Annotated in this window: 16 protein-coding genes and 1 pseudogene; 4 read left to right on the top strand and 13 right to left on the bottom strand. The window is 46.1% G+C overall.

Annotated features, from left to right (window positions below; all coding sequences use genetic code 11):
- Positions 1-2 precede the first annotated feature (2 nt).
- Both BSZ32_RS16260 and BSZ32_RS16255 read right to left on the bottom strand, forming a co-directional pair.
- On the bottom strand, positions 3-587 hold the full coding sequence (locus BSZ32_RS16260) for an FMN-binding protein (protein ID WP_129589803.1): 585 nt from the start codon (positions 585-587) through the stop codon (positions 3-5).
- A gap of 26 nt (positions 588-613) precedes the next feature.
- Positions 614-1,717, bottom strand: coding sequence for a porin (locus BSZ32_RS16255; RefSeq protein ID WP_105044389.1), 1,104 nt, complete (start codon positions 1,715-1,717; stop codon positions 614-616).
- A gap of 352 nt (positions 1,718-2,069) precedes the next feature.
- On the opposite strand from BSZ32_RS16255, the gene BSZ32_RS16250 reads away from it, so the two are divergent.
- Positions 2,070-2,741 carry a c-type cytochrome gene (locus BSZ32_RS16250; protein ID WP_105044388.1) on the top strand — a complete coding sequence of 224 codons (672 nt, stop codon included), beginning with the start codon at positions 2,070-2,072 and terminating at the stop codon, positions 2,739-2,741.
- Here the strand turns inward: BSZ32_RS16250 and BSZ32_RS16245 are convergent.
- The 6 genes and pseudogenes from BSZ32_RS16245 to BSZ32_RS16220 form a co-directional block, all read right to left on the bottom strand.
- On the bottom strand, positions 2,738-3,895 hold the full coding sequence (locus BSZ32_RS16245; protein ID WP_165788904.1) for a glycosyltransferase family 4 protein: 1,158 nt from the start codon (positions 3,893-3,895) through the stop codon (positions 2,738-2,740). The two genes, BSZ32_RS16250 and BSZ32_RS16245, sit on opposite strands and share 4 nt — an antisense overlap.
- Before the next feature lie 99 nt (positions 3,896-3,994).
- Entirely contained in the window at positions 3,995-4,780 is a 786-nt protein-coding gene (locus BSZ32_RS16240; protein ID WP_105044386.1) for a hypothetical protein, read from the bottom strand.
- Positions 4,781-5,071: 291 nt separating this feature from the next.
- A complete protein-coding gene (locus tag BSZ32_RS16235) occupies positions 5,072-5,653 on the bottom strand; it encodes a type II secretion system protein GspG (protein ID WP_105044886.1) in 582 nt (193 codons plus the stop codon).
- Between the two features lie 90 nt (positions 5,654-5,743).
- Positions 5,744-7,048: a type II secretion system F family protein gene (locus BSZ32_RS16230; protein WP_105044385.1), complete on the bottom strand. Its 1,305-nt coding sequence runs from the start codon at positions 7,046-7,048 to the stop codon at positions 5,744-5,746.
- Between the two features lie 88 nt (positions 7,049-7,136).
- Positions 7,137-8,807 (bottom strand): GspE/PulE family protein, encoded by a 1,671-nt coding sequence (locus BSZ32_RS16225; protein WP_105044384.1) that lies wholly within the window; start codon positions 8,805-8,807, stop codon positions 7,137-7,139.
- A 36-nt stretch (positions 8,808-8,843) separates the two neighbouring features.
- A pseudogene (locus BSZ32_RS16220) lies at positions 8,844-10,288 on the bottom strand (GspE/PulE family protein).
- Between the two features lie 501 nt (positions 10,289-10,789).
- Here BSZ32_RS16220 and BSZ32_RS16215 point away from each other — a divergent pair.
- Positions 10,790-12,640 carry a cation:proton antiporter gene (locus tag BSZ32_RS16215; protein WP_105044383.1) on the top strand — a complete coding sequence of 617 codons (1,851 nt, stop codon included), beginning with the start codon at positions 10,790-10,792 and terminating at the stop codon, positions 12,638-12,640.
- Between the two features lie 6 nt (positions 12,641-12,646).
- The gene (locus BSZ32_RS16210; RefSeq protein WP_105044382.1) at positions 12,647-13,405 is read left to right on the top strand and encodes a methyltransferase domain-containing protein; all 759 of its coding nucleotides are present in this window, start codon (positions 12,647-12,649) and stop codon (positions 13,403-13,405) included.
- Here the strand turns inward: BSZ32_RS16210 and BSZ32_RS16205 are convergent.
- Complete coding sequence (locus BSZ32_RS16205) at positions 13,380-15,461, bottom strand: transglutaminase-like domain-containing protein (RefSeq protein ID WP_165788903.1); 2,082 nt, start codon at positions 15,459-15,461, stop codon at positions 13,380-13,382. The genes BSZ32_RS16210 and BSZ32_RS16205 overlap by 26 nt on opposite strands.
- Before the next feature lie 88 nt (positions 15,462-15,549).
- On the opposite strand from BSZ32_RS16205, the gene BSZ32_RS16200 reads away from it, so the two are divergent.
- Positions 15,550-16,050 (top strand): hypothetical protein, encoded by a 501-nt coding sequence (locus BSZ32_RS16200; RefSeq protein ID WP_240610666.1) that lies wholly within the window; start codon positions 15,550-15,552, stop codon positions 16,048-16,050.
- Positions 16,051-16,060: 10 nt separating this feature from the next.
- Here BSZ32_RS16200 and BSZ32_RS16195 read toward each other — a convergent pair whose 3' ends face one another.
- The 4 genes from BSZ32_RS16195 to BSZ32_RS16180 all read right to left on the bottom strand — a co-directional run bounded on the left by BSZ32_RS16195 (position 16,061) and on the right by BSZ32_RS16180 (position 19,060).
- On the bottom strand, positions 16,061-17,206 hold the full coding sequence (locus BSZ32_RS16195; RefSeq protein WP_165788902.1) for a tetratricopeptide repeat protein: 1,146 nt from the start codon (positions 17,204-17,206) through the stop codon (positions 16,061-16,063).
- Between the two features lie 206 nt (positions 17,207-17,412).
- Positions 17,413-18,111 carry a hypothetical protein gene (locus tag BSZ32_RS16190; RefSeq protein ID WP_105044379.1) on the bottom strand — a complete coding sequence of 233 codons (699 nt, stop codon included), beginning with the start codon at positions 18,109-18,111 and terminating at the stop codon, positions 17,413-17,415.
- Positions 18,111-18,518 carry an ExbD/TolR family protein gene (locus tag BSZ32_RS16185; RefSeq protein WP_105044378.1) on the bottom strand — a complete coding sequence of 136 codons (408 nt, stop codon included), beginning with the start codon at positions 18,516-18,518 and terminating at the stop codon, positions 18,111-18,113. Before BSZ32_RS16185 ends, BSZ32_RS16190 begins: the two co-directional genes overlap by 1 nt.
- Positions 18,515-19,060 carry a MotA/TolQ/ExbB proton channel family protein gene (locus tag BSZ32_RS16180; protein WP_105044377.1) on the bottom strand — a complete coding sequence of 182 codons (546 nt, stop codon included), beginning with the start codon at positions 19,058-19,060 and terminating at the stop codon, positions 18,515-18,517. The genes BSZ32_RS16185 and BSZ32_RS16180 overlap by 4 nt, the downstream gene beginning before the upstream one ends.
- Positions 19,061-19,062 lie beyond the last annotated feature (2 nt).

The raw sequence follows: 19,062 nt of genomic DNA, 5'->3' as shown, positions 1-19,062 counted from the left end.
TGCTATTTCCCAGTTTCTTGGGATAAATACAAGGCTACAGCGGCTAATTTTTTAAGCGCACGAACAGACAATGTGGCTCCCACAATCCCGTCCACCTTCTTATTCAACACCTTACCGTCCAGTGATGAGCCTACGAATTGTTTGGTGAAAAATGGTCTAGTGACTTCCCAGCCGTGACTCTCACGGTAGACTAGCACCTTAAGCTCAGAAATCTTGCCATCCTTCACAATGATCCCCGTGGTTATAGGTTCGCTCTTACCTTTTTCTTCGAGAATCCAAGCAGCCTTGCCGTTTGCCTGCCAATAACGGATTTTTTTTGTTGCGTATTTGTGGCCTAAAATCGATTTAAGCTGCTTTGACTGAGTTCCACTTAGAGTAATTACCTGGGTTTGGGGAATAGCTCCGAAATGACGTGTCATAAAAGTCGATGGCTTTTCATAGACCTTCTCAGCAGCACTCACAAATGAGCCCAGAAAAGTAATCGCCAGAACGAAAAAAGCCGCCCGGCCAAAAAATGACCGAACGGGTGTTATGAATGACGATTTAAAAATCATAGGTTTTATACTGCACTGGCCAAGAAGAAGCAACCAGCCAGTTTGTAGTAGAATTTAGACTAATAACTCCAGCCAATACCAAAGTTGTATGTCTCGTTAGATCCTGACTTACCTTTTTCGTCAGCATTGAGGTAATCCGTTTTCACAACCCAGTTTTCGTTAAGCCAATAGTTCGCACCGACTGAAAACTCTGAGATCTCTTTCTGTGAGCCCTTGAAGTACTCATATTGAGAGAAACGACCAAACACCCCCACTTTACCAATTGCTGTATCCCAAGCGTAGGAAGGTTCAAAATAATAGCCCCACTGGTTTTCTGTATCGCTATCTGAGTAACCATCAATATTCCAATAATTTGCTAGAGCAATGAACTGGAAACCACCTTTACGGTAGACACCGTGTGTGGATGCTAATATCGCGTCCTGTTGTCCGGAAAGACTGCTAGAAGTATCATATTGATACTGGAGTGAACCTGCGAGTTCCACACCAGCAATACCGGTGTACTTTGCACGTGCTGTCATAGCCCAACTGTCAGTGTTTTGCTGGTACTCCTCGAACTGATAATTAGAGCGTCCTCCACGGATATAGCCATCGCTGCCTCTCGTATCTAATCCTGAGTGCAGAACTGCATCAACTTGGAGACCGTTGTCGTATTTCTTGGAAGCACCAACACTTAGCTCAGTCCATGTTGTTGGAAGTATGTACTTTTCTACATTAGGGCGCTCAACACCGTAAAATGTTGTCGGCTCGTGAATTTGGTTGATAACTCCTACTGGAACCAGGTAGAGACCTGCGTAACCAGTGACTTCTTCACTAAAGCTGTACTCAAAGTACGCTTGCTCAAGCTTGAATTCTACTCCGTCAGAAGTCCAATCGGATCCTTCATATTTACGTAGAGCGTGTTCTAGCTCGGTCTCTGAAACAAATCTGAGCTTGTCTGTGAGCTTAAAATCAGCAAACAGCACTATACGATGAGGGTCAATATTGTCTGTTCCATCACCTACTTGTGCATGGATTTCACCGTACGATCCAAACGAGAAACGATCGAACAAACTCTGTTCTTTAGAGATCAGTGAGGAGTCGAGTGCGTCAACTTCGCTACCAGCAAAGGCTACGCCTAATAATGCAGAACTCAATGCTGCAGTCGTGAATAGTGTCTTATTCATAATTTATATTTTTGGATTCCAAGCCAAGTCACCAGCCACTGGAGTTAATAATTGATGGTGACCTCGCTTGGTTGAAATAAACCTATCGAGAATGAATCTCAATAGCAATAGAATTGTGTGGGAGATCATTAGAAATTTAACAGGATAACACAACAATCGACTCTACATGAATAAGTTGCGATAATTCAAAATAAATCAATTATAGACTATAAAAGTCATTCTAAAAATAAAACCGAAGTTGATGATGGATATATTGATGAAAAGCATGTCAAATAATGACGCTATATTAGAGTATTTTTCTTGCTCAAAAGAAGGTTCAATGATATAGCTACATCAGATATTTTATCTTATTATGAAAAAACTAGCACTCATTCTTGCATCCACATTCGCAGGCCTCGGAGCAGCAAACGCAGCAGCTGACGGCGCTAAAGTATATAATACTTGTTTACCCTGCCACCAGGCAACTGGCGCAGGCATCCCCGGAGCATTCCCCCCACTTGCTGAGTCCGAGTGGGTCAATGGCCCAGTAGAAAACCTTATTCGCATACAGTTACGCGGTCTGATCGGGCCGATCACTGTTAAAGGCAAACCCTTCAACAGCGTGATGCCACCTAACGCTACGATGTCAGATGACGAGATCGCAGCAGTACTCACCTACGTGCGTAGCAACTTCGGTAACAAATCCTCTGCAGTGACAGTGGATCAAGTCAAGGCTCTTCGGTCTGAAGTAGGTAAACCAATGCTCAAAGCAGAAGAGCTCATCGACCCTAAGAAAGCTCCTAAGGCGGAAGAAAAGCCAGCTGAGAAAAAACCTGACACTAACGGCAACGCTCAAGTGACAGAAAAAGAAGCTCCAGCAGTAGCCGCTGTGGCACCAGTGAAAACTGGCGAAGTTACAGCCTCAGGCAAGGTCACTAAATCCGAAGTTCAAGCTGGCCCTAACAAGCTCGTTCTCGGCGGTATCGCAGCATGGGCACTCATCTGCATCCTTCCTGTAGTTACTGGCTTCGGCCGCAAAGCCTAAGCCAACACTTTAGCATAGATTGCTAAAATTTCTTCAGCAGCGTCTCGCCATGTGCGAGACGCTGCTTCTTTTTGTAGCTGGCTCACTAATTCTCGATAGCTAAGAGTGCTCTCTATCAGGTGAGTTACACTTCGAACCCAGGCATCCACGTCGCGATGCTCTACCACACATGCGCTCTTGAGTATCTCTTTAGCTCCGCACCTTTCAGAAAGAATAACAGCGAGCCCAGCCTGGGCTGCCTCCAGCGCAACCATTCCGAATGGCTCAGCAATTGATGGTAACATGAGCAAGTCAGCTCGGCTGTAGACTATTGCGACACTCTCTACTGGAATCTTACCCAACAACTCAACATTTTGCTGCAGAGCATAGAAGTCAATCAACTTCCTCATAGGATCCAGTAACTCCCCCCTTCCAACCATGAGTAGACGAAGGTGAGGGTATTGTTGAACCAATCTCCGGAAAATCTCTACAACCAATTCTGGTGACTTCTGTGAACAAAACCTCCCGACGAAAAGTAGAGTCTTAAGCTCGTCTGGTTCTCTTAAATTCACAGAAGAGGAATCGATGGCATTCTGTACCACATGGATTTTCCACGCTGACACACAATAGGCACAAGCTAAAGACTGCGCCGAGATACCACTAACCGCAATGACCGCATCCGCATACTCAAGCCCCCATTGTTCCAGAGCTTGAATTCCACGTTTAGCAAAGACTCCGACTCGCTCGACTTGGCTGGAATGCATCTGTAAGACCATAGGCACTCCATGAACTTTCTTCAGCGCAACAGCTGCGAGCATGCTATGCCAATCATGCGCGTGGACAACATCTGGTAGACTCTGAGCAGATTGACCCAAAACCCATGAGGAGAAGCTTTGCACAGCCTCCAGTAAGGTCTCACCTCTAAGTGATTGACCAGAAATGATTTTATCTACGAGCGAATCAAAGTCACACGAAGAAAAATCCTCGTTAAGGTAGGACTCCTTTATATCTCTATGGCCTTTCATCATAGCTGGATGAAAGACCTCTACATTGCAGCCAGCGGTCTGTAGGCCATTGTAGATCCCTTCACATGCGATACCCAGCCCACCTTCAATCACTGGGGGGAACTCCCAAGTGAGGTGCCATGCATATATCTGTGGTAATCTACTAGACAAGGATGGTATGATGCCAAGTTGTCCTCGTGAAGCAACCTCTAGATAAAAAAAGCGCAACCCGGTTGGGTTGCGCTTTTTTAAATCATCTTTCGGCTCTGATTAATCTTCACTTTGAGCTGGTGGAGCCACCTCAGCTCTTGGCGTCTCTACCGGAGTAATGTCGGCTGCTACTACTACGGCCCTCTCTTCTTCAGTTGAGGTAACCTCTTCGGCTACAGGAATTACATCCTGGTTATGACGACGGCGCTGCTGCTGAGGCTGTGATTTTGGTTTGGGGTTTGGAACATTACGACGTCCTTGCTCTTCAAGGAAGATTTCAGCGAGACGAAAACTTCTCTTAGAGAGCTCCCGACCTTCTTTATCTCCAATGAGAGCGAGACCCTCTTCACTCACTTCGCTCAAGAAAATCTTCCAAGCTCTTTTGCTCAACTCCTTAGCGTCTATTTGAGGAACCTGCACCTGCTGTTGAGCTTGTGGCTGGTCACCTTTAGTACGGTTGCGGCGACCTCTACGATTGCGACCCTTGCCCTGCTGATTCTGATCACCTTCAGCAGAGTTTTCATCTTGCTGTGATCTTGTATCCTCAGTGTTTCTAGATTCTGGCTTTACAGCCTCATCATCAGTCTTTTGAGTACGTGTATCACGTACACCTTGAATGGGCTCTTTGCGCTCAGTTTGCTCAGGAGCATCGTTAGAGCTTGAGGAGTCGTCAGCAACGCTATTCTTAGCAGTCTTGCGTGGTGCAGGCTTCTTTGGAGCTTCTTCTACATTCTCAGAGTTCACGGGAGCGGATTCTGTTGTGGCTTCTACTACGCCTGCTTCAGTTTCATTCTTGCTAGTACGCTTGCGTGCCACTTTTTTAGTGGCTGTCTTTTTAGTGCTCATGTTTCTTGGTAACCCGACAGCATTACTGCTGGTTACATAGGTTTGAATATTTTTGGGTCTCATAAAGTTCATTGAACTAGGCGCAACTGCAGCTCAGTAGTCCCATGAAACTTTATTTAGATGGTCGAACTTACTGCACTCTTCGATAATAACTAAGAGTTCTTAACAAATAAATTCTGACTGTGAGAAACCGTATATTCAAGCATCTGTAAAGCTTATAAGCCACCAGCAACAAAAAAGACACCTCATCGAGGTGCCTTAGAGAGTTTAGGTTTGCTTGATTAGCCAGGCTTACCAGTTGGTAATATTATCAAGCCCGCCATCTACACCGTCGTCATTATTCGAGTCTGCATCAACGCCGTCTGGCCCTAAAGACCAGATATCGAAGCCATTCTCTACGTTATTTTTATCACCTGGATATTTATAGCGTAGTGGCTGATTCCAAGGATCAACAAGTAACAGATCCTTATTTACATACTTTCCTTTACCTTCGTACTCAGGATCAATTTGAGGGAACATCGGCTGCCTATCATCATCAACCTCACCCGTAAGCGTGTAATCGCCTGACAGAACCGCATAGAGGTTTTCTGAACTTGTAGCCAAGCCATCACCTGTGGGGTAGAGCGCATCAGCGTCTATCAGACCAGATAAATCATCTATATCAATTTGACTAAAACCTTGATTGATACGCGCTTCGAGGCTTGAGCTAATATTCTCAATCATCACCTCTGCTTGCTTAGACTTGGTCTGCCTGATCACCAGCATATAGGTGCCAAATCCGATGCCTCCAAGGACGGCTAGGATCGTAATCACGGTAAGGATTTCTATCAGAGTGAATCCTGAGCGCTTCGGCTTATTTTTATAACTTTTCATACGGATATTTTTTTAATCTAGGTTAAAAAGAACTGCGAATCTCGTTTCCCAGATTCGCAGTTGGTATAGTTTATTCTAGGTGACTCGCGTCTAGCTTCCGACGGACTCGATCATCGCAATCAATGGTAAGAACATCGCAAAGACAATTGCCCCAACAATAGCGGCGAGGAAGACGATCATAACAGGTTCAATGATTGAAGTCAAAGCAGTTACAGCACCGTCCACTTCATCATCGTATACGTCAGCAATTTTGAGTAGCATGTCAGGAAGTTGACCAGTTTCCTCGCCAACATCCACCATACTTATCACCATAGGCGGAAATACGCTGCTTGCTTGGAGAGGCGTCACGATGGACTCACCTTCCTTGACCGCATCGTGAACCTGATCGACAGCTTCAGCGATGACCACGTTTCCAGCAGTCTCACGAGTGATCGCCAGTGCCTGAAGGATGGGAACACCTGAAGTGACTAGAGTACCCAGTGTGCGGCTGAATCGAGCAATCGCACTTTTACGTTGGATGTCGCCAAAAAGGGGGATATTGAGCTTAAGATTATCTAAAGCCTTTCTTCCTGCTGCAGTCTTCCCCCAAACATTTGTTCCTGCGAAAACACCAAAGGCAACAATAAATAACCAAACAGCATTTGGAAGTCCCGCTGTACTCGAGATCATGTTATCTGAGAATCCGAAAACGATTTCAGATATTGCAGGCAATTCAGCACCTTCGTCAAACATCTCCCTAAATTTAGGGACAATAACTAGCATCAAGAATATCAAGATTGCGACGGCAATAAACCCCACAATTAATGGATACACCATTGCTGCTACAATCTTATTCTTAAGCTTGTTGGCTTTTTCCATGTACTCAGCAAGTCGGTTAAGAACGACTTCAAGAACACCACCAAGTTCACCAGCTTTCACCATATTCACGAATAGCTTGTTAAAAACTCGTGGGTGCTGGGCGAGTGATTCCGAGAATGTTGCACCACTCTGTACTGAGTCTGCGAGTGAATTCACTGTGCCTTTCAATACTGGATTGGGCTCCTGCTTAGCAAGAACTGTGAGGCTTCGCATAAGAGGAAGACCTGAGTCAATCAGTGTTGCAAGCTGACGAGTGAAAATCATCAAAGCCTTCGGCTTCAACTTGCCGCCGACAGACTTTTTTAAATTTTTCTTACCTTTACTACTAGCTGGTGACTTGCCCTTGGCTGAACCACTCTTGGATTTTCCTTTAGCACTGTGGGCTGTAATACTCCCCTTACCTTCTTCTATCACCTGAGTCGGATACAAGCCTTGGTTGCGTAGCTGCTGAATTGCTTCAGCTTCGCTTCCTGCTTGTACAGCACCAGTGGTCTGCTCGCCTTTTGCGTCAAGAGCTGCGTATTGAAAATTTGCCATATGTATAGTCTCTATAAATTTATAGTTATTTAATGTGGAGAGATCTGCGCGCTATGAAAAGCTTAAATAACGCATTTCCCGATAATTATTAAGTGTACTTAAGTACTTCCTCGATGGTTGTTTTTCCTGAGTAGATGTTCACGAGACCATCCTCACGCAATGTACGCATACCAAGCTCGATGGCTTTCTGCTTAAGCACAACAGTCGGAGCCCGTTCAATAATTAGCTCTCCTATAGGGTCGGTAATATCAAGTAATTCAAAGAGACCTTGTCGCCCTTTGTATCCACTATCACTGCAGACATCACATCCGCGACCAGTATAGAACTCTTTATCACCTAATTCATATGGAGAGACTCCAAGCTGATTCAAAATTGCCTCATTCGGCTCATACGGCGCACGACAACTAGAACAGATAGTTCTAACCAATCTCTGAGCCAAAACACCTTCAAGCGATGCCGCTACCAAGAATGGCTCAACTCCCATGTCAACTAATCGAGTAACCGCACCAGGAGCATCGTTTGTGTGAAGAGTACTTAGCACCAAGTGACCAGTCAGTGACGCCTGAATAGCAATCTTGGCTGTTTCCTTATCTCGAATCTCACCAATCAGAATGCGGTCTGGATCCTGACGCAAGAACGCACGCAAAATACGGGAGAAGTCGAGTCCAATCGCCTCGTTCACGGGCACCTGAATAATCCCGTCAATATCGTATTCCACTGGATCTTCAGCAGTAAGAAGCTTGGCATCTATCGTATTGATCTTGCGCAATGCAGCATACAAAGTGGTTGTTTTACCAGCACCGGTTGGCCCCGTCACCACGAAAATACCATTCGGTTTATGGATCGTTTCATCCATGTATTCGTAAATGTGCGGAGGTAGACCCACGGATTCCATATCTAGATTCACACTGCTGCGATCTAGAATACGAAGCACGACACTCTCACCGTGCTGAGTAGGTAGTGAAGACACACGCATATCCACTTGTCGGTCACCGATCTGTTTAACAATTCGCCCATCCTGTGGAACGCGTGTCTCAGCAATGTTCATGTTAGACATGACCTTGACCCTTGATATAATTGCCTTTGCCAGGTGCGGTGGCGGCGGTGCCATCTCAAATAATCCACCATCCACACGATAGCGAATTTTAAAGTCTCTATCAAATGGTTCAAAGTGAATGTCTGATGCTTTCTCTTTGATTGCTTGGAACATAACGAGATCAACATAACGAATAATCGGCGCGGAGTTCGCTTCTGAAGCCACATCTTCCGTGCCGTCAGCATTCGTAACCACATCAATCTGATCAAGTAGTCCTTCTGTAGCACTACCTCCACCAACGTAGAATTCGTTAATTTTCTCCTCGACCAAATAGTCGGGAGCTACTGCTACAATAATTTCCTTGCCTAAGGCGAAGCGTAGATCTTCTGCTGCTTGTGGGTTTAGCGGATCACTGAGCACTACATGTAACCCTTCCGGCCCAACATTTACTGGCAAGCAGCCGTGAAGTCTCGCCATGCCAGCTGGAACCATAGAAAGTAGATCAGCTGGTGGATCAAAATAATTTAAGTCGATGAGTTCAGCTCCGAGCTCGGATGCAATCACCGGCCAGATCTCATCTTTCTCAGTGATGACTTGAAAGTCAGCGAGCGTTTCGGCCATAGTCTTACCTGTGGCCTCCATAGTTGATTCAATGTCTTGAGCTAGGTACCTATCTACCATACCCCGCCCAATGAAAATTTCTAAAACTTGTTGGTTATCCATTATATATCAAAATTTATTAGAGTTACACTCTCGGGATTAGTCCTTGTCAGACATAGTGACACTGATGACTTCTGATGCCGAGGTCATACCCGCCTGCACTTTGCGGATTCCATCCTCGCGGAGAGTACGCATTCCTAACTCTCTCGCTCGCTTACGTAGCTGCGGGGAAGTGAGGTTTTTGTTAATCATATGTCGAACTTCGTCATCGACTTCTAGGATTTCGAAAATACCCATCCGGCCCTTATAACCTTTATTGCGGCATTGCTCACAGCCTCCAGGACCATAGATCGTATGATTCATCTCTTGCACTGGGTCGAAGTTGAGCATTCTCATCTCACGCTCATCTAGAATCGCTGGCTCTTTACAGACAGGACAAAGTTTACGGACCAAGCGTTGTGCTATGATTGCCCGTACAGCTGAAGCTATCAAAAACTTCTTAACTCCAATATCAGCCAAACGCGCCACAGCACTTGGGGCATCATTGGTGTGCAGCGTGGAAAATACTAAGTGCCGGTAAGGGATGCGTTGATCGCGATGTTTGCAGTCTCAGCATCACGAATCTCACCAATCATGATTACGTTAGGAGCTTGACGAAGCATTGCTCTAAGAGCAGCTGAGAAAGTCATCCCAATATCCGCTTTTACCATCACTTGGTTTATACCTGCCATTTCATATTCCACCGGATCTTCCACGGTGATGATCTTGCGGTCAGGCTTGTTGATGTAGTTCAGACAAGCGTAGAGAGTCGTCGTCTTGCCTGAACCCGTTGGGCCCGTGACAAGAATAATGCCATCTGGAAATTTAATATAGCGCCTGAAGTTTTCTTGATCATCAGACAAGAACCCTAACTCACCCAATCCTAACACCAATGATGATTTATCCAAAATACGCATAACGATACTCTCCCCGTGGCTACTAGGAACACTAGAAACCCGAAGATCTATCTCTTTATTACCAGCCTTGAGCTGAATACGGCCATCTTGTGGAAGACGTTTCTCAGCAATACTCATAGTAGTACTCATCACCTTCAAACGTGCAATAATCGCTGGCAGCAATTTCTTCGGATGGTTATCGGCCTCTATCAATTTACCATCCACACGGTAACGGATACGAAGCGATGTCTCTAATGGCTCAATGTGAATATCACTTGCGCGCGCCTTCAATGCCTCAGAGAAAATTTGCTGCACCAGCTTGATAATAGGTGCATCATTCGTGTCGCCACTTTCATCGTCGAAGGAAAACTCCTCATCTCCTTCATCTTCTTGTATAACACCATCACCGTAGTTAATTTGAATACATTGGTCGATCGCACTACCAGCAGCACAAACAGGGTTGATTTCACGGCCAATAACGTGTGGCAAGGTGTCAAGAACCTCAAAGTTCAGTGGATCTGAAATAGCCACGGTTAGCGCGTAGCCATCGTCCATTACTGGAATAACTCTAAATCGACGCGCTACGTCCTCCGAGATCAGATCAAACATATCTGGTGAAATAGCGGTGCTGCGGAGATCTATAAACTCCATGCTCGAGCTCTGAGCACACACTTGCGCTACTTGGTCTTCGGTAAAGCGATTTTCTTTAATTAATCGCTCAATGACACTCTCAGTCCCAGTCAACTGGACTCTAGCCGCAGCAATGTCACCTAGGTTAATCAGTCCTGATTCAATAATCAGCTCTAATAAATAATCTTCGTTTGAATACACGGTTTCTATGAAATTGGGTCTCTAATGTGTAGGATGGGCTTCGTCCTCAGCACTACTAAAATAGTGCAATGAACGATTGGAACACTGCCCAACTCACCCCCTGACGTCAAGGTATCAAACGATATTTTACACGAAATATCTAGCAATGTACCTATAAGCAATGACATCGTGAATACATCAGCGAGACCTCGTATTACTTGACGCTCCCCCTCGGGCTTATTGTTTAGATAATTACGCAGTCACCTAACAACAAATTCACACAACCTACTTAGCAAGTTAATGTTCAGCTCTTTCGATATTAATTTTGGCACATTCGCCACTTTCATTCTAGGATTAGGCATTCTAGCTCAATGGCTGGCGTGGCGATTCAAACTCCCATCTATCCTACTTCTGCTAGTTTTCGGATTCGGAGCTGGGCAACTATTTGGCGTCAGCATCGACACCTTCCTACCTGGTGAGGAAGGTGACTCCATAATCCTTTCTCTGGTCGGGCTAGCGGTTGCCATTATTTTATTTGAGGGAGGGTTGACCTTGAAATTCTCTGAACTCAAAGAAAGTGGAGGCCCCGTGTTACGGCTTTGTACCGTGGGAGTTGCTATCTCATTCGCTCTAATCACAGCATTTGGAATTTTTGTCTTCGGCTGGAATTGGCGTGTAGCCGCAATTTTAGGATCTATCCTAGTCGTTACAGGTCCCACAGTCATTGCCCCCCTCTTGCGTCACATCAAGCCGTCTCGTAAAATGAGTTCGATAGTCAAATGGGAAGGTATTGTAGTCGACCCCATAGGAGCAATCATGGCCGTGCTTGTATTTCAAGCAGCCCTGGCAGGTGACGTTGAACAAGCTCAAGCCACCATATTATATGCACTAGGAGTCACCCTCCTCATTGGAGTGGTGTTTGCATTCCTACTGGCAAAAGTGATCGAGCTCTTATTACGAAAACACCTCATCCCCGACTTCCTCCATTCGGTGTTCCTTCTCGCAACCATCGCAATCGCATTCTCAGCATCGAACGCGCTTCAAAAAGAATCAGGGCTACTCACAGTCACAGTATTAGGAATCGCGCTAGCCAACCAGAAATCTGTCTCAGTCAAACATATCTTAGAATTCAAAGAGACTCTGAGAACACTCATTATTTCCCTTCTTTTCATCACCTTGTCTGGCAGAGTCGATGCCGCGAGCCTAAAGGATGCTCTGCTTCCAGGCCTTGGCCTCATTGCATTTCTCGTAATCATCGTCCGTCCAGTCTCCATCTTTATCTCCACGGTATTCCTCAGACAAACAAATATCAAAGAGCGTCTCTTCCTAGCAGCTCTTGCACCACGTGGAATCGTGGCTGCAGCGGTCACAGCCATTTTCGCGCTCGAGCTCACCCACGCAGCCAGCTCAGTGGAGGGCTTCCCCCCAGAAGTCATCGAGCAAGCAAAGCTTATGGTTCCCATGATGTTTATCGTGATCGTTGGGACTGTCACCATTTATGGGCTACTGGCCGCACCACTAGCCAACAGACTAGGAATCGCAACTAAAAATCCACGGGGCATCCTGTTTGCTGGTGCAGACGGATGGATCAGAAAGTTAGCCAAAGCTCTCATCGACGATGGTCACGAGGTCCTTTTGCTCGACACTAACTACTCAAACGTAGCCGCTGCCACTGTAGATGGCATACCAGCAAAGCGCGCAAGCATCCTCTCAGAATATGTGGAGGAGGAACTAGATTTTGGGGGACTTGGCCAGCTGATCGCGGGCACCCACAACGACGAAGTCAATAGCTTAGCAGCCAGTGAATTCACCCACATTTTTGGCAGCGCCGAGGTCTGGCAGGTTGCACCTCTGGATGATAAATCACACCACACAACTGCAGTAGCCTCACATATGCGAGGTAGAATCATTTTTCCAGAGCGGCCTAACCACAAAGAACTTTCACGGATGAGCCTTGATGGAATGGAAATCAAAAAAACCACCCTTTCAGATCAATTCACTTACGGTAATTTTTTAGAGCACCATCCTGAAGCCATCCTACTCTTCACAGACTGCGCGGATAAAGGGCTTCGTCCAGCTCACGATAAAATGAAAGCACCCACAGATGGACACACTATATACGCTTTTGTTGATCCAAAATCTGACAACTAATATCACATGTACAAAGATCTCGAAGCTCGACTCCATGACCTATTTTGGAAAAATGAACCGGACGCTGATGAATCCCCACTTCTAGAGAAATTCCTCAAGAAGCACCCAGGTAAAGCGCTCGAGCTAGGCTGCGGATCTGGTCGACTATTACTCCCCTTACTCAAAAAAGGCTTCGACATAGATGGGGTCGAGATTTCAGCTGACATGGTTAACCTTCTCCAGCATGAAGCCCAGAAAAGAAAGCTATCCCCACAGGTTTACCTCTCTGATATTTCTCATTTCCAAACCACAGAAAAGTACGACGCTCTCGCTATCCCAGCTTTCACATTACAGCTATTTCCAAGAGAAAAGGTACTGCAGACACTAGTCAAATTACGACAACTGGCTCGTCAAGAGGCTGGCATCTACATCACCGTATTCATCCCTTGGTCTGAAATCCTAGACGAGCTCGAACCGGGTGTTTGGCACCCCGATAAAGAAGCCACACTCCCAGATGGAACGATTGCTCGATGCAAGACTCGCCACCATATCGACCGGACATCTCAGACGCTCTCCCGTGACCACCATTACACGGTTAGCGACAAATCTAACGCAACTCTTGAGGAGCAACATGTCCACCAAGACCTAGAATGGTACCTTCTGCCAGAGCTCAAACTCATGCTACATCAAAGCGGGTGGAATTTTTCCGCGTACGATGCTGATTTTAGCATCGGCAACAACGACTCGGACGCCTCCCTACTCACCCTTTACGCGTCTGCCGTCTAAGCTCCTTCACCAGTGAATGCAGTTTTTTCACATCCACTTTTTCGCTAGGATCATAACGCATTTGCTGATGACTCTGGATAACTTTGGCCACGAGTTCTCGGTCCACGCCTTCACAGCTCACTAGCTTCCCAACCCAGGTAGCATACGGCTCACCTTCAGCACGCAATCCAATTTTCTTCTGAATCGTGCGCTCTAATTGATGCAAAGGAGTGACCACCGAGTCACCACTCCAAGTTGTATAAGCCCACTGCGGAGCCTCCTTTCGTGAGCGATGTTTCCATAGTCGATAAATTATCCATAGGAACAAAAACACAGCAACAATGGACACCTTAACTAACAACCCTGAACGATTCAACGGATCCTGTCTCCATATAAAGAAATCTTCTCGAATCAAACTGATCCTTTCACGCAGCCAATCTACCGCTGACATCCCCGCATTTGATGAAACACCGCGGAAATCAGGCGGCGTGAGATCCACATTGATCCAATTCCCATCAATGTAGGCGCGTGACCACGCATGGCCATTGGTCCCCCTCACATTCCAACAGTCAGAACCTCGCTCAGAAACTGCATAGCCCATAGCATAGCGTGAAGGGATACCCACCTCACGAAGCAGCAACACCGCGGCTGTTGCATAATACTCACAGTGACCACATTTCAAGTCGTTGAGAAACCATTCAATCTTAGACCTATTGTAGTCTACATCACCTGGATCAAAATCAGTGGAGTACTCAAACTCCGAATAAAAGTAATGCTTCAGAACTGCAACAACCTCCTTAGGATCCTCCATCGAACGCAATCCCAATTGATCAACCAGACCTGAGATTACTTGCTTTTCCTCCGCTGGGATACGCAAGTCGACTTCGCCTAGTGGAGGTTTATCGAGGGCTATCTTCTTGGAATCCGCATACAGCGAATAACTGATAACCATGTCGCGATTGGAGAAACGAAGTGCCCCCATAGAATTTACCTCAGCATATGTTTGTTCGCCCAAAATACCTGACACCGCATAAAAACCTGGAGCTGATGGCACAACGGAAGTGGATTGCTTCTGAACTATCGTTCCTCTGATCTCCAAAAAATCACTCTTTTTAGACTGCTCAACGAGCGTCCTATCCGTTTTCCTAAAATAGGTTACAGCCCCATCTTGCGTCTCTATTTCAGCATCGAAAAACCCCCGGTAGGAATGATCGAACTTATCATACTCCTCCGCGCTATAGTCATAAGTCCACTGTCCCTGACTATAATTATTATGACTCGCTAGACGGAGGTATTCAGGATTTGTGTCAGACCACACTCTCCACTCGATCTTTGGATTAAGTTCAACATTTCCAAGCTCACCCAAATAAGAAGTGAAATCTGCGAGAAATGTCCCACTCCCAGAGCTTTTGTAAAAACTCTCAATATGTGCTTTCACCCACAAATACGCGGTAGTCATCGTCCACTGAATCCCCCAGCCCAATGCCACCACAATGGGCATTACTAACCATAAGCCACGAGCACGCATCCCTCGACCATAGGAGATTGAAAACACAACAGCAAAGGTCAGCACACAAATACCTCCCCAAAAGTACCACTCAAGAGCCTCAGTCGTGGAAGCAGCAGTTAGCACCCCGAAAATATAGGGATAGCCAGTATTAATTTGAGTAGGGTGTACCTCCCTCCCCTCTTTTCTATCCAGCGCCATACGTCTGCGACTTAAGAAGAAAAATGAATTGAGCGTCACCGTATTTCTCTGCCCATAACGCTGAACAAACTCAATCGGGAAAAATATCACCGGCACCCACGTCATCACATTCAGCGCCCCAGCTGACCCAGTATCATCGATCCAACTGATCGCCACGCCAGCTATCATTAACAACAACGAAAACTGAAAAGCCTTCACTTGAGCACTCTCGTCAAAATCCCATTTCAAAGGAATCCACCGACGACAATCCAATATCCCAGCTATCACCAAAGCAATGAGGATGCTACCACTCGTCAGCCCCCAAAACAGCAACACCAATGACGTCAGTAGTATGGGGGGGATTAGGATATGAGAGTCTTTCTTTGACACGCGAGAGAACGTGACAGTTCTCATCAAAAACCTCAAATCACAAATCCCTCTCCTTTACAATTATCTCAATCCCTTCTACTGAGAGCGCATGAAATTCATCGCAGCCATCTGGGGAGCATTCGGAGTAACCTTCCTTGTGGGGAAATCCTGCTATTCCCTATTCGATTACGCAAACAAAGCCCTGCAAAGCGGCCTTAGTAACTACCAGTGGATCATACTCGTACTCTACTCCCTCTTCATGCTGTATTTCGAAGGCTACAAAGGATTTCAAAAAAAATTCTCCCCTCGTACTGCAGCCCGAGTTCATTATCTTTATATGAATCCACGCCCCCTCCACGTCATCCTGGCACCGCTATTCTGCATGGGGTATTTTCACGCCAAGAGAAAAGTCCGCATAGCCGCGATCGCGATATCTTTACTCATCCTTTGCGTCATATTCCTTATGGGTTCTGTCCCCCAGCCATGGCGCGGTATCATTGACATAGGAGTCATACTAGGTCTCAGCTATGGCCTCATCTCATTTGGCTATTTCCTTATCAAAGTCTTCACTACAAAGAACCACGACATTTCACCTGAAGTCCCTGAGTAAGGTGCTGCGCTCACTTTCTAACGAGCCTACGCAAAGCCTCAATATACTTTAGCTGTTGAGCTGTTGGGTGAAGCTTCTGTGCTAGCTCGAACTTTTCAACGGCGGCTCCGTATTTCCCCTGAGTCACCAGCATTGTTGCGTGAGCGAAAAATGCAACGTACTTCGAGCTCTCAATCTTCTCGGCACGTCTGAAATAAAACTCAGCAACTTCAAACTTCTCTTCAGTGGCTGACACCTTTGCCAACAAAACTAAGGCATCACCATCCAGTGGATCTCTTTCTACAATTTGCTCCAACAAAGGCTTTGCCCCCACTTTATCAAGCTCCATCAACACGATAGCTCTCAAGCGATCGCGCTTATTGAGTAAACTATCATTTAACTCAGTACCCATCGGATCAACCGACAATAATTCTTCGGCAAGATCCCAGTCACTCAACCGCAGAACTGCCTCAATAGCTCTCAGGTACCGCGGGTAAACTTCTATCTGAAGGTCTTTTTTTACTAGATCAAGCCACGGTCTAGCAAGCTCAACTGTACCATTTTGTGCATGAAGTTGGGCCAGCAGAGCTGCATGTTCTATAGTTAACTCACCTTGTCTACCAAGCCACTCAAGAGCCGCAATCGCTTTCACATCCTCACCATGCAGTAAAAGCATATTCACCATCAATAGCTGATAGGAAACTTCACTAGGACGGGCTTGAATCACCTCCTTCATTAAGGAAAGAGCCTCTTTGTTTTGCCCAATTTCAAGCAGACATTGCGCAACACCGGCCTTCCACTCGATAGTTTCAGGCTCTGTCACTTGAGCCAATCGGTACGCTTGCAGCGCTGACGCATAATGTTCATTTTGCAAATGACAGTAACCTAACATACCAAGGGTAGAACCACTCATATCCCCTAAACTTAAAGCCATCACCAAAGATGACTGCGCTAATGGAAATTGCGATCCTCTTAAATAAGTGAGACCTAGATTTTTATGCGCTCTGCGGAATGATGGGTATTTTTTGATGGCAGTCTTATAGGCATCGATAGCTTTCACCTCGTCTCCAAGCTCAAGATGAATATTAGCTTGGTTATATAAAAGAGCTGGTGAATTTACTGAGATTTCACTCGCTAGCAAAGCTTGCAATGCACGCTTTTTGTCGCCCTTACCCATCCACTTGGCAACTTCAGCTAATACCTTTTGCTCCTCAAGACTAACCGTTGGCTCGACTCGTGAGTTCACCCCATAAGAAGCACTAAATGACTTCACGAAGGCTTCAGACTCCCAGTAAGAAGCTGGAATATTCAACGACTCACCCGCCACAAGCGAGTTGGGAGCTAAAAATGTAAGCGCGCTAGCAGCAGTTAGAATTACAAATTTCATGGTTTCTTCAATATTAGAGGCCAGTTAAAAACGACCTTCACAGGTTTCCCATTCTTCTTAGGGACAGTAAATTTGCTACCATTGACAATCGCAGGTAACACACTGCGAATAGATTCATCCGAAACTGATTTTATCTCAATGAGCTTCACATTCCCCCTCTCATTTAGCTCCACTTTGACCACTGCCTTGACCAGTTCTGAACGCACACGACTCGGCCAGCGAAAACGACCGCGACGCACCACCGAAGGGTTAGCATCTAAGTCGCTAATACCTATTCCTCCTGTTAGTTTTGCTAGTGGCCGCAGCACTCGTACCGGCCTGGGTGTTTGCTTTTGCTTTGGCGTTGCAACATGCTGACGTTGTGGTTGAACCTCCAGCGAAAAAAGATCCACAGACAAATCTAATGGAACCGATTGCTGAAGATTTGGCATCGTAAAACTAGCCAAGTCAATACTCGGTCGTAGCTCAGCCAAGGACGGAGGCGTGGGTGGTGCGGCCATCTCGGTCACTTCGCTTTTCTGATTTGGTTGTACAGGTTGAGGTTCTGGAGGCGGCGTGAGGGTGATCATTTCTATTTTTGTGAGTTCCATTTGCGCCGGATCCACCTTCAAAAAAATCAACCTCGTCACTGATAGGAACACTAGCAACAACAAGGTGAAGAGCACCCCAAACACTATGTTTCTTAATGCACTCATCACTTAGCCGTCGCACTATACACGCTCTGAGCTCCCGCCAACTGAGCAGCATCAGTCACCTTCATGATCACTCCATAGTTAGCCTCCTCATCACCTTGAATAACCACAGGCAGCTCAGGGTCACTACCTAACAATGATGCCACAAGCCCCCTCACCCCCTCAACCCCAATACTACGACCACCATAGAAAACATCCCCATTTTTGGTCACTGCTATGAATATAGAATTTTTCTGGATCTCCTCAGCTGAACGCACCTGAGGTCTATTAATTTCCACACCTGGATCATCAATAAAGACAGTCGTCACCACGAAGAAGATCAAAAGTATGAAAACAATGTCAATCAATGGAGACATGTTGATCTCACTTGATGCTGTATCGCTTTGTGAAAAATGACGAAACCTCCTCATTGCGCACACCCTCCCATATCAGACTCTCTGATAACTGCATGCATCTTGCCCTCAGCCCTAGACCTAACAATAGCTACTCTCCTGAGCAATAAAGCATACAAAAAGGCCGCTGGGAGCGCCATCAAAAGTCCAGCTTGAGTCGTAACTAGCGCCTCAGATATCCCAGTAGCTATTTTCTCCATAGGCGAAGCGGTGCTTAAAGTGGCCATATTGGAAAATGTAACCAGCATGCCAGACACTGTACCTAACAGCCCCCCCAGAGTACACACTCCTACCATCACGCCAATCACCGGAGTTCTTCGTTCAACCCAAGCTAGGTGGTCGAGCTCGAAAACAGTAAATTCCCGTACTATAGAGCGCTTTGCCCCACCATCACTGACGAACTCATTATCGAGCTTACTTTCAAATTTTTGAAGCCCACACCAGGTCGAAAAAATCATTGCATAAAGCCACACTCCGACAACTAGAATCCCCCACAGCACAACACCCCCCTCACCCAAAAGAGCCTGACATTCATTGCTGATAACGTAAAATAAAGACATTT

This window comes from Rubritalea profundi (genome assembly GCF_002954445.1).
GTDB lineage: Bacteria > Verrucomicrobiota > Verrucomicrobiia > Verrucomicrobiales > Akkermansiaceae > Rubritalea > Rubritalea profundi.
This window is presented reverse-complemented; position numbering and strand designations above follow the sequence as displayed.